This is a genomic window from Pseudoalteromonas haloplanktis ATCC 14393 (genome assembly GCF_000238355.1).
GTDB classification, from domain to species: domain Bacteria; phylum Pseudomonadota; class Gammaproteobacteria; order Enterobacterales; family Alteromonadaceae; genus Pseudoalteromonas; species Pseudoalteromonas haloplanktis.
Window position 1 is genome coordinate 22,380 of sequence record NZ_AHCA01000021.1, and the last position, 13,716, is coordinate 36,095.

A 13,716-nucleotide genomic window follows, 5' to 3' on the forward strand; every position below is an offset into this window, starting at 1 on the left:
GTGTCCTTTTTATGGTTCTCTCATGGCATTGGCTTTAGCACGCAAAAGCGGCTTTAACCAATACTGTAAAACGGTTTTTTTACCAGTCAAAATATCTACACTGGCTTGCATGCCGGGTATTATTGGTTGTTGAGCCAATATATTCCCATCGGTTTTTATATGTGCTTCGTAATAGGTGGTGCCATCTTCAAGCTGTGAGGCGTCAGGACTCACATAGATAACTTCCCCTTTTAGTCCGCCGTAGATTACAAAGTCATAAGCGCTAAACTTCACCATGGCAGGCATACCTTGGCGAATAAAACCAATATCTTTAGGTGCTATTTTGGTTTCGACAATAAGTTTGTCGTCCAAAGGCACTATTTCCATAATGACTTGGCCTGGCTCAATAACTCCTCCTACTGAGCGTGAGGCGATATTTTTTACAGTGCCAGTTAGCGGCGATTTAATCTGGGTTTTTATTAATCTGTCTTCTAATGCTTTACTACTTTCTCTAATTTTAGCTAAGTTATTGGTAACTTCATCTAATTCATTTTGGGCGTTGGCAATATAGTCAAGGGCAACTGACGTACGCTCTTCTTTGCCTTGTTCCTTAGCCGCCATAAGTTGCTGTAATAGCGCATTGGCGCGATTAACTTCTCCCGAGAGCATGACTTCTTCACGCTGTAGTTTAACTAGTTCCATTTCAGCTACTGCGCCATCATCAACGCCTTCAGAAGTTAATTTTACTTCACGAGAAATCAATTCTAGGCGTTGTTTTAATGAATCAATATTGGCTTGTTGTTCAATAATAGCTTGGCTTTGTTGCAAAATCATTTGCTGGCTTTGCTGTAGCAAAGAACGCAGTTGCGATAAACGTGCTCGGTAGCTATTACGTGCACTGTTTGCAATATGGGTAGGAACATCGCTTGCAGCTAAATTGACCTCAGTAATTGCAACTCCGGTGACGGTATTACGATCTATGACGATGGTTTCTAGCTCTGCTTTTAAGCGTAATTGTTTCGCTATTAAGGCATCTCGTTCTTGATTAGATTCGGCAAATGCTGCAGCAAAACGTGTATCATCAAGGAGTAACACAGGTTGTCCTTGTTGAACTAGTTCACCTTCTTGAACCAAGACTTGTTTTAAAATACCACCATCGAGATTTTCTACGGTTTGTACTGTTTGTGCTGGTACTACGTTTCCTTCTCCTACGATGACTTCATCAAGAGTGGCAAATGTTGCCCATATAATCATTGTAATTAGGACTAAAAATACAATAGCTATTAATTTTTGTGCTTGGCGCGCGGCTGCTAATTGCGACACTTGTAGTTGACTCATTGCGAATCTCCTTTTGGTGTCACTTTGATTGCGCGTAAACGGCGATTACTGCCACTAAATAATTGTTGCGGCGTTTGTATGTCTCGTAGTTCTCCATTTTCGAGTACGATTATTTTATCGCACATAGCCAGCACTGCGGCTTTATGGCTGGCAATGATCATCGTGGTATCGTCGATACTTTTTAAGCTGCTTATTATGTGGCGTTCGCTGATTTCATCCATCGCGCTGGTGGGTTCATCAAGTAATAATAGTTTAGGGCGCTGTAATAATGCTCTTGCTAACATTACAGCTTGGCGTTGCCCACCTGATAAGCAGCGGCCAAATTCTCCTACTTGGCTTTCAAGACCTGACTCTAATCGTTCCATAAAGTGGTGAATACCCGCTAATTTAATGGCTCTGGCAAGCTCATTAGGGTCGATATTCTGTGCACCTACAGTGATGTTTTCTAATAAACTGCCATAAAAAAGCTGTGGATTTTGTGCCATCCATCCAGTATTTCGGCGAATTGTTTTCAGTGACCATTGTTTTATTTCAATATCGTCGTAAAAAATTTGTCCGCGTGTCGCTTCATATTGACCAGCAAGTAAAGCCAGTAGCGACGATTTACCTGAGCCCGCAACGCCAAAAATACCTATTTTTTCGCCTTTTTCTATACTCAAGCTAATATTTTTCAATACCGCAAGTTGTTGCTCTGGGTAATTAAAAGTTAGCTGTTTAACGCGAATGTTACCGCTAATATCGCTGTAATTATTTAGCACACTTTGTTGATTTTCTTGTGGCAGTTCAAGTACTGCTTTGACAGAGTCTATTGCAGACTCTGTCTGCTTATACTTGAGTAATAAACTGGCTATTTGACTCACTGCGCCACCAGCTCGGCCGCTTATCATCACCATGGCGATTAATGCGCCCATACTCACTTCTCCAGCTTGTATGAGGTAAACGCCCGCGACGATTAAACCGATAGTAGTAACTTGTTGTAAAGTGGCAACAGAGTGGCTTAGGGTATTGGCACTGTGACGAGATTTATTTTGCCAAAGAGATAACTGCGCCATGGTTTGCTCCCATGTTCGCTGTGCTTTTTGCTCACTACGGCTTTGCTTTAGCTCTACAATTTGGTTTAAGTATTCAATTAAATAGGCTTGGCGCTGGGTGCTGAGCTTTGCGGCTTCTTCAACGCTATGGGTTAATCTACCTTGTAAGAATGCACCAATTAATACGATTAACAACATTGTGGTGATAGGGATCAACACGATTAACCCACCTAACCAGGCTATTAATGCCAAAAACATAATTGTAAATGGTAAGTCTATAGCTGATACCAATGTTGCCGATGTAAGGAACTCCCTAACACTATCAAAATCTTGTACTTGTTTTGCATAAGCGCCAGCTGATTCAGGTCGATGCTCTAAGCGCATACCAATCACTTTGCTAAATAGGGTGCTAGATACCTTTAAATCAATCTGCTGGCCCGCCGTATCAGTAAGCTGAGTACGGGCTTGTTTTAAAAACCAGTCAAATGAAATAGCTAAAAAAGCACCAAAAGCAAGTACCCATAAGGTATCGGTTGCGGCATTTGGCACGACTCTGTCATATACATTCATTGTGAATAACGGGATCACTACGGCGAGTAGGTTTACTGTAAACGAACCTAATAATAATGAACCGTAAAAAGGTTTTACCTCATCAATAACGGGTTTTAGCCAACTTGGAATTTTACTGTGGATTGAAGTTGAGCGTTTATCTATCACTTCGTGAACACTGATAAACCAACTCAATTGACCCTGTAAACTCGTTAATTCCTTTATGGGCTCTTCAGCATTCGTGTATAGCAGTTGCAATTGTTGATCTTGTTTATTCAGTAAGTAAAGATCGCCGTTATTATCGACAACTAAAGCAGGAAACTGCATTTTACTTAGCTGAACATTTTGCTGAGCTGCATTGATGTTGCCATTGAGTAAAGCGCGTTCAATGTGATTATGAGTTATTGCAAGGTCAGGCAATCCATCTAGAACTTGATCGTCATTACATCGCTGTGCAAATAACTCATTTGCACAGCGTACCAAAGTAATGATTTGTTGCTGATTAATATTCATTTTCATGGTTCGATTGAATCCACACTATCCATTATGCGTAGTAGCTCATGCTCAAAGTTATCGGCACTGCCACTAAATGATTCACTGTTGTCTCTACTAATATCATGATTTGCATAAGTTTGCTTATCTAAGATTAATTGCAACTGTCCGATTGTTAACTCAGACATCAGTTCTGTGTTGTTACCAGTTTGGTTATTACTTGATATTAAAACGGCGATATCTTGTATCTGGCCAACTTGAGTTTCACCATTTAACTCGGCATAAGGCGTAATAACTAAAGTAAAGTTATCATTGTTTTGTGTGCCTAAAACTTCTAAGCCATCAAGTTGATCAAGCTCTACTTTCCATACATTGCCATTTTGGCTACCTGCACTAAATGTAACATTACTTGGGTAACCACTTATTTCAATGTAACCCGATTCTTGTGTTGTTGGGTTTTGCAAATCAACATCAAGATTAAGTACGATAGTATCGCCTTCTTGGGCATTGATATCTTGAGGGTCTTGTTGCCAAATAGGAGCATCGACCTGAGGTTCTAGCGTAACAGTAAACTCAGATGTTATGACTTCGCTAGTGTCTGACATTTGATTACCTAGCACTGTAGCTGTATCTATACTGGCAATATCGACCTGCATGTCGAGGTTACCCCAAGCAAGAGTGCCGGCATTAAAGTCAAATCCTTGTACTTGATTACTAGCAACGACCATGGTTGCAATAAAGCCACCAGCGCCGTCGCTAGTAAAGTTTACGCGCTGTCCATTAACATCAATAAAGCCGCCTTCTAAGCCTATGAGAGCTGTGGCATCAGAGGTTGCTGCTATTTTTACTGTTAATTGAATCTGTTCGTCATTGTTACTATCTTCACTAATCGCAGCAAGATGAATATTAACGGTATCGTCTTCATTTGCGTTATAGGATGTATCTGGCGCTCGGATGAGGTCAACACCATCACCAATAGGACGAACTCCCACAGTAAATTCAGCCGTTGTGGTTAAATATCCACCTGGGTCTTGATCTTTGGTTATCGCTTTTAACGTCAGCGGGATATCGCCATTAAAATCTTCAGGTGGAATAATTACCACATTACCACTAGCTAGTTGCTCAGATGTTACACTCCAGTTATAGGTTTCTAAGCCTTTAAAGTCGCCACCATCAGTACCATTATTTGCTAAGGTTGTGTAGGTCCCATCACCATTATTTATAGCAAGGATAGCCCCGTCAGGTACGCCTGAAATACTAACGTACATGACTTCTGAACCATCAGTATCAAATAGCTCTGCTCTGATGCCATTTAAGCTGATTGCGCTATCTTCATCACCTAAGATGTTAATAACAGTTAGTGTTGCATAATCTGTAACTGGTTTTACATCTAATGTTAAGGTTGTGGTAAAGCTATCTGTATCAGTGACTGTTCCTGTTGAAATAGTAGCTGTATCTGTTACTTGGCCTGATATCTCAAGCCTTACGATGTTCGAGCCAGATAAGTTAAGGGGTGGAGTAACGCTCACTCCAGCAAGTGCACTTGTCAGTTCTGTTGCAGATGTGCCTGTAAATACATAACTATTATCAGTACCTTCAATTAGCTCAAACATACCGGAAGGATCGTTTAATGTGCCACCATCCAATAGTGTGATTGTTAGGTTGTTACTCGGATCATTGTGATCAATGAGTACATTTTCTACACCTCCGCTTGTTGCTGAAAGGTCGCTATCAGCAAAGGCTAAGGCAATACCTAAAGGTTGCGAGGTATCTTCTTCAATTTCATTGGTTGTCACTGTGGCTATGATGCCATCAACATCTGGGGTTACATCAATAGAAATAATTTGACTATCATCTATCACCGTATCACCACTGACAGGGTCAACCGCTATAACACGGATAGGAATATCTAAGATTCCGGCGAAGTTATTGCCAGGGGTTGAAATGCTAATGCCGTCTAATGCACTTGCTGGAAATACATATTCATACACAGCTTGGCCACTTGCGTTATGAATAACTTCTACGCCAGCGCCACTAATTGTCGTACCTGCTGGCAAGTCAGAAGCTAAAATTCTAATACTGATTTCATCATTATTATCTGATGTGAAATTATCAGTAAAGTGACCATTAAAATCTATTACACCATCTTCAATGGCATCCACAACAGTATTTTGGATCTGATTTACAGGACCCGCGACGGAGTCAGTAGCACCTTGAGTGAACTCTACTTGTAAAGTGCCAAAAATGGCATCGTTATCCGTTAAATCTGTGACTTTTGCAGCCACAGTTACTTCTATTGCACCATCAGTTGCATTGTCACTAACAAGAGTAACACCACTTAGAATATCTACAACATCAACACTAGATGCAGTCGTGCCCGCAGTGACTGGTATTATCCAACGACCATCTCCATCAGGAAGAGCGCCTGGGTAGTCAACATAAAAACCTTCACCTTCAGGAAGAATTAGCACGATATAATCGATGGTTTCTGAGCCATCAATATCGGCTTCATTAAAGGTAATAGCACCCGTTAAATCTAAGCGACCAGTGTTACTAACTAATATATCGTTTGATGTGGCTACTAATTCACTTCTATTACCATCGACTTCAATATTTTTGTCGAAGTCAGGAGCAATTGTAACTGTACTAGTTGTGGCTATTTCTACAGGTGTTGTATTACCATTATCTGAAGTATCAATTACGGTATAAGTGATATTGATTACATATTCACCAGAGGCATCTTGTGGTGGTAATATGGCTAAGCGACCACTGGCTAAGAAACCAGCTAGATCTCCATTTGCTAAAGTATCTAAATCAAGAGAACCAGTAAATTCAATTTCTGCACCATCAAGTAGCAGTTTTACACCTGCTGGTAACCCTGTGATGACCGCGCCAATAATGACTTCACTGCTATCAGCATCGGGTGTTATTGGATTAACATTCAATACCGCGGCTTGATCTTCAGTACCTGATGAGCTGGTGGCTAGGTTAGATTCATTAGAGTCAAGAATCGGCGTGAGGGTGATATCTACTTCCATTGAGTACTCACCAGAATCACCATCAGGCTCTGTAGTTACTGTGTAAATATTAAAATTAATACCTGTGCCACTAAAATCACCTTGTGGTTTTAAGTACAGAGTTTGTAATTGCTCGGCAGAAACTTCAAACACAGGTTTACCATTTTCAGCGCGGATAACTTCAAGGGCAACAGGATCACCATTACTATCTACGATAGTAACGCCATCAGGAAGGTTGGCAATCAGTAAGTTAATTACTTCAGAGCCATCGTCATCTGAGGTCTTTACAAGGAAGTCGAGTGCAATTAAGTCATCTTCATCAAATTCAACGGCGTTAGTAAGCAAGGCTAAGTCATCGTCATAAGCCCAGTTTGCCCCTGTATCTACAGTGGGTGGGTCAATCACTCCTTTTACTGTTACAGTGAGTGTTTTTTCTTCACTGCGAGCAGACTCAGCTCCTAGTTTAATTGCCACGCCATCAACGATTGATTCATAAGACACCGCGACCACTGAAACTGTAAAGGTATCAGAGAAAGAGCTGATATCTTCAAGTGGGATAAGTTGAATATTGCCTGCGATGATATCGGCACTACTTGCACTGTATGTGCCATTTCCTAAATCTGTGATTGTAGCGCCATTAAGCGCAGTCATAGACCAGCCTGTTGGTACAGTGAATTCATAAAACAAACTTTCTGAACCATCGGTATCAGTCAGTTGCCCGGTGACAAATTGATTTGCATTAATCGCTTCATCTTCATTACTACGCACATTAGCAACGATTAACTCAGGAACATCAGCTACAGGCTGCAAATCAACAGTAATCGTTTGCGCATCTTGTTCTGCTACATCTTGATTATCTTGCTCCGTGGCAATGGCGGTTACATCAAAGGTAAACGAGCCTGCTAGGTTTTCTGTGCCTTCAGCAGTTAGGTTTGCTATTTCACTTGCGCTTAGAATGTCACCATTATTAACAACTGTACCGTTAACTTTGAGGATCAAGCCCGATTCAATATTTTCAATACGGAAAGTAAGGACTTCTGAGCCATCAGTATCTTGTAAATTAGCCACTAGGTTGAGAGCTAATGGAGCACCATCTTCTTCGCCAAGGTAATAGAAATCTGAGCTTTCATCCCACAAAGGTGTATCTGCCACTGAATTTATGGTTACAGGGATCTCACTGGAAATTGTTCGAGAGCCCGCATCATCATCGGTGATAATAACATCAACATTTAGGGTGACTTGTTGTTCGTTTATGGCATCAGAGGTGTTTTCTGCTGGGATGAAGATTAAAATACCTGCAGGCAGTGTGGTTCCTGCTGGCACTGTAGAGCCTGTAGGTAGAGTCGTTTCTTCCTGTAAAACGCGTAGGTTGTCGCCTCTAAATACCACAAAACCATTTTCAATAGGTAAGCTGATTGGGGCGCCTCCAGGGCCCTGTAAAATTAACGTTCCGCCATTAAGCGAATCAACACTTATCTTAATCTCAGTGATTTCGTCACCGCTATCTAAGTCACCTGGGTAAGCTGCTAGTTCAACAATAATATTGCCATCTTCGTCACCTTCGGGTTTATAAAATACAATTTTACCTTCGCTGTCTTGAACGTGTAAGTTAAGAGTGTTTGTAACTACATCCCCATCAGCATCGGTTACCTGGTATCGTAAAGAATCTTCATAGATGTTGGTATCAGCTATAAATGGGCTGGTCGTAATCGAAACACTACCATCAGCATTTATCGTAATCGAACCATACTCTTGGTCGCCACTACGCAGTATAATGGTATCGCCAGCTTGATAGTTGACATTTAGGTAAGTGATTTGTGTGATCTGGGCACCATCAGCGCCTTGTTTAATACCATCGAGTAGGTCAGCCGTTAGGCTGTCTCCTTCTGAGAAGGTTAGTTCAGTATCAACAGCAACAGGTATATCATCTTTAATTGAAACGGTTAGGTTTTGTGCTGAAGATTTATCACCATCAGCATCAATAGCTTGAATTTCAAAGAGTATATCTAACTGATTAGTGCCATCCCCAGTTGCATGATCAAGTGCTTGGCTTTGCTTATACTGATATGTGCCGTCAGTTAAAAAGCGGATTCTAAATACTTCACTACTATCTGTTGCTCTTGCAATGTACCAACCACTATCCGTTGCTGTATCTGATAAGGTTACGGTTTGTCCACCTTTTGTGATTCCATCAAGGCTAAAGCCATCAGCTAATGCCACGGCAACGATTTCATCGCTACCTTGAGATAAAGTATATTTTCCGTGAATTGTAATACTGTCGTTATTGTTTAAATCAAATTCGTCGACGATAGTATCAGGGGTACCAGGTGTCACAATCTCAGGTGCTAAACCATCGTCCACATTGACGATGATTTCGTTAATAATGCTACTGTTATCAGCATCGATAATGGCAACAGGTACAATTAAGCTTAGTTGAGTCTCTTGCTCATTTAGATGGTCAATTCCACCAAATAAATTGAAGCTAATGGTTGCACTGGATGTTTGACCTGCAGCTAAGTTGAAATTAGTTGGTAAACTGGTTTCAAATATAACTGTGCCATCTGATAGTTGCCCTTGAGCCATGCCATTGCCTAAGTTGACCCAAGTGATGGCTTGACCGTTTTGGGTTAAGGCGTTGCCTTGACTATCGACTACCGCATCACCACTATTAAATTGGAAATTAATATCAATAACAGGGTCGTTACCGGCGGTGATCGTTATTTCACCTTCATCGCTATTATTAAAGCTACTACCATCTTTAGGTATTTCACTCACATTGAGAATAGGCGTATCACCGTCAATGCTGTCGTCATCTATCACTGTGATGTCTAAATTTGCGGTTACTTCATCACCGTCAAAGTCAATCATCTGTACTTTTAAGTTAATTGCATCTGTAATATCTTGGTCAAGCGCACGATATAAGGTAACAACATAATCTTGTGCAAGAGAGTCGGTTTCAGCATTGAATGTGCCTGTCAGCTCAACCTTAAACACAGGATCATTACTATCACCAGTATGGCCTATAATTGTTTTACCGTCAGCGCTGATAGAGTAACTAATGGTCACATTGTTACTGGTGAGCAACGGTTGCTCAAAGCTTGGTGAGAACGATACATCCACAATACTATCTGAGCCAATTAAGGTTGATAATTGGCCCGTAGCAACTTGAATGCCTTGAGATAAGTTACGCTCATCTAAAGTAACACTCGTGATGCCTGCAAATTGCGGATCGTTACCGTCAAAAATAGTAATTGATGCATCACCTGCTGCTATTTCTGTGCCGTCTAAATCTTGTGCTGTGACTGTAAAAACTAATTGTAACTGCTCTGAAATAGTATGATCTAAAGGTCCTTGCTGTTGATAAAGCGCTGTGGCCAGTAAGTCGTCGCCCTCATTAATTGCAGATAGCGTGATATTAATTATGGTGTTTTCACCCGCTGTTCCTATTAGGGTTTTACCATCTTCAGATAGAGTGAATATGATTTCATTGTCATCACTTGTGAGGTCTAGTGCGTTTAAGCGAGCCAATGTTGCACTATTAAATGCGATAGAATCAGCTAGCAACGTATCTGAGCCAGAAAAAATAGTAAAGTTTATAGTATCGTTATAAGTTTGATCATAGTCAGGTTCAGTGAGGTTTAGATTATTATCAACCATGTAACCAGCCTCACCATCTGTAACTTTAATGGTTGCTGTTGCCGTATCTAAACTGCCATCCTTGTCCGTGATCGTATAATCAAAGCTAAATTGTTGCGGTATTTTGTGGTTTAAATTATCACTCGCGGTAAATTGCCAAACACCTGTGCTATTTACAACTAAAACGCCATATTTGAGTGTAACCGTAGCTGGAGTATCTTGAGTTATAGTGTAAGTTTCACCTGCTATTACTATTTGTGTAACAGTAAGTGGTCCTTCTATAGTGAAGTCATTACCTAAAACTGTACCATTACTCACCTGATCTTCTACTACACTGAAACTGTCATCACGAGCAAAAGGAGGTGTATCATTTATGGTGATGTAAGTCGGTAGAATCACCAGTTCGGATGTACCATCACTATCATTTTGCAGGGCTTCAATCATTACCGCTGTTTTTAGCGTATTGGTAATCGGTTGGTCGAATGATAAAAATTGCGTTACTTTTACAGCATTTGGAATTAATGCGATTGTCATTGCAATACTATTATTACCATCTTCGCGTATCACGTTAAGTGATTGGCCATCAGCTGAGACCTCAACTCGAACAGTATTACCGCCTTCATATGTTAACTCACTCAATGCTTCCTGGATTGCAGCAAAGCTAAGCTCGGCGTTATCTATATTTAGTGCACTGGTATCCGTTGTTGAATCGGTGACATCCAGGAAGTATTCGTATAACTCCTGTGTCTGAATAGCATCTAATGTAGGCATGTCATCGGTGGCTGTGTTGCCTGCAAGATCGGTCACTGTAGCTGTTAGTTCCCAAGCACTTGCTTGATTTAGTGTTGTAACATTGATGTTATTGACAACCCAATTTCCCGTATTTGTTACACTGCCGGTGAAATAAAGTGTTTGCCCACCATCATAAATTGCAATGGTTACAAGCTGACCAATTTCTGCGTCTGTTGTGCCGGACATTGATGTTAGTTCACCGACTCTGAATGCTTCTAAATCAAAGCCTGTGCCGGTATCTATATCAATGCTAACTGTGGTATCAATAATTGCATCATCGCTATTACTAACATCATTGCCTGCTAAGTCTGTTGCAGCTGCTGTAACACTGATATTCCCATCAGACCAACCTGATAAGTCGACGCTGGTGGTGTAGCTTAAGTCATTTTGAACTTGGGCTGACACGGTTAAGGTTTCACCGTTAGCCCCAGTTAAGCTCAAGGTAACGAGTTGACCTACTTCAATATTGCTAACATTACCGCGTAAAACTAACTGGCCTAATTCATTAGCTATCAGGTAGTTGTCTTCACCTGATACAATTTCAACCGTAATATCTGCAAGCGTATCTTTACCAGAGGTTGTGCTTGCTGCCGCAGAGTTTCCTGCGGCATCAGTTACAGTTGCACTATAACTTAATTCACCATCAACTAGGCCTGTTAGGTCTTGCGTTATTTCCCAAAGACCCGCAGTAACAGTGGTTGTGAAAGTAAGCTCTTTACCGTTTTCATCAGTAATAGTAATGGTAACTAAGCGTCCGTCTTCGACATTATTAACAGTACCAAAAATACGAGTTGCGGGTGCTTCGGCGGCGTTAATTACATTATCTGTAAAGTCTTCATTGGTATCGACCGCAATAGTAATGCTTGCCTGAGTGTCTTTTATAATCGTGGTGGTATCGGTGGCATTGTTACCAGCAATATCTTGTGCAGTTGCTGTTATGTCTATATTACCTTCAGCAAAGTCTGAAAAATCAACATTTTCAACTGCCCAATAGCCATCGACTACTGTGGTTGTAAAGGTTTGCACAGTGTTGCCATCAGTAACGGTAACAGTGACCATTTGGCCATTTTGAATCCCCAGTACAGCTCCACCTAAATCGACACTATTTTGCTCGTTTGCATTTATTACGCCGTCTAAATCAAGCGTGGTTGCAGCTATGATTGCAAGGGTATCTTTATTAAATAAAAGTGTATTTGAGGCTGGATTTTCGGCTTGATCTGCAACGTCAGCTTGTACTTGAATTTTACCGTCAACTAAATTACTTAAATCAACGTTATCAATCCGCCAAGCTCCAGCAGTTACAGTGGTGGTAGCCGTTGCTGTGTTACCGTTTCGATCAACAAAATATAGAGTCACTGTTTGACCATCTTCGATATCAGTCACGGTGCCAGAGAAGCTATTATTGCTGGTGACTTCATTTTCATTGATCACTTGATCTGCAAGATCTGTATCACTTAGCTCGACTGTGATCCTTGCTGCTACGTCTTTTTGTGCAGTATCTGTAGCTTGATTGCTGTTTCCTGCGCGGTTTTCGACACTTGCAGTTGCAGTAATATCACCATCTATTAGGAATCGAGAGTCAAAGTTTTCAATGAGCCATTCACCGTTCTCAACGACAGCTGTTAATTCAATTGCTGTGCCTTGAGAATCAGTCACGACGACAGTAACTATCTGACCATTTTCAGCATCAGTGGTGCCGCTAATGCGAACCCTTGGTGCTTCGGCGGCATTGATAGTGTCATCTTGCACGGTATCTATTTCCACCGTTATTGCTGGTGGTAGAGTGTCTTTCGTTATTGTGTTGGTGGCAATCGCAGGGTTACCAAAGCTGTCGATACTGGTTGCAGTGAAGGTTAGGTCGCCATCCAGTAAACTCGATAAATCGCCATCTTCAATGATGAAGAAGCCATTTTGTACTATCGCACTAAAGATCAAACGATTACCCGCTTCATCACGGACAATAATTTCCACTGGTTGGCCGTCTTCAATGTCGTTGGCCACCCCACCAAAGGTCGCTGGGTTAACCTCAAGGCTATTTAAAATGCCGTCGCCATTGGTTTGTATCTGCATTGAAATGGCTGAAATGGTGTCTTTAAATGTCTGCGTGTCTGCTGCCGCGGCATTGCCTGCTGCATCAGTGCCACTGACGCTAAAACTTAATTCGCCTTCAGCAAAGGTTGATAAATCTAATTCACCTAAGCTCCACGTGCCATTAGTAATCGTGGTGGTGTATTGTTGAGTGACGCCGTCCACATCGCTAATAAGGATGGTTACGCTTTGGCCGTCTTCAATGTTGGTGGCTGTACCATTGACCAGCACCGCAGTGACTTCGCGGGCATTGATTGAGTTATCGCCGCCATCATCCACGCTGATAGTCAGACTTGCTTGCGTATCTTTGACAACCGTTGTGGTGTTTGTTGCTGGGTTGCCAGCCACATCGGTGCTGGTTGCGGTAACGGTTAATTCACCTTGAGCAAACACAGTTAAATCAAGATTAGCCAATGCCCAGGCACCATTGACAACGGTGGTGGTAAATTCAAGGCTGCGGTTTTGGCTATCAGTGACGGTGATAGTCACGGTTTGGCCTTCTTCAATACCGCTGACAGCGCCGGATAAATCCACGGCACTTTGCTCAGCATTATTAATCACTTGGTCGGTATCAATCACGTTTACGGTGATTGTTGCCGCGGTGTCTTTATTAACAGAAATCGTCGCTGTAGCTGGATTTTCTGCAATGTCACTGACTGTGGCAGTGACATTCACTTGACCATCAGCAAGGCCGGTTAAATTAACATTATCAACGGCCCATAGGCCACTGGTGACGGTGGTGGTTACTTGGGTTGTGTTGCCATTCGTATCAGTGAAGGTGAGGGTAACGGTTT

3 protein-coding genes are annotated in these 13,716 nt (G+C 41.6%); all 3 read right to left on the minus strand.

Features of this window, described 5'->3' with window-relative positions:
• Positions 1–9: 9 nt before the first annotated feature.
• From PHAL_RS0121530 to PHAL_RS23340, 3 genes are read right to left on the minus strand one after another with little or no spacing between them, the layout of a single operon-like run.
• Positions 10–1,317: an HlyD family type I secretion periplasmic adaptor subunit gene (locus tag PHAL_RS0121530; RefSeq protein ID WP_016710509.1), complete on the minus strand. Its 1,308-nt coding sequence runs from the start codon at positions 1,315–1,317 to the stop codon at positions 10–12.
• Positions 1,314–3,416, minus strand: a complete 2,103-nt coding sequence (locus PHAL_RS0121535; RefSeq protein WP_016710510.1) for a type I secretion system permease/ATPase — start codon at positions 3,414–3,416, stop codon at positions 1,314–1,316. Before PHAL_RS0121535 ends, PHAL_RS0121530 begins: the two co-directional genes overlap by 4 nt.
• Positions 3,413–13,597 carry a T1SS-143 repeat domain-containing protein gene (locus tag PHAL_RS23340; protein WP_237709901.1) on the minus strand — a complete coding sequence of 3,395 codons (10,185 nt, stop codon included), beginning with the start codon at positions 13,595–13,597 and terminating at the stop codon, positions 3,413–3,415. The genes PHAL_RS0121535 and PHAL_RS23340 overlap by 4 nt, the downstream gene beginning before the upstream one ends.
• Between the last annotated feature and the right edge of the window lie 119 nt (positions 13,598–13,716).

Coding starts and splice junctions, on each gene's coding strand:
- PHAL_RS0121530 (WP_016710509.1), bottom strand. CDS start 1,317: ATGAGTCAACTACAAGTGTCGCAATTAGCAGCCGCGCGCCAAGCACAA.
- PHAL_RS0121535 (WP_016710510.1), bottom strand. CDS start 3,416: ATGAAAATGAATATTAATCAGCAACAAATCATTACTTTGGTACGCTGT.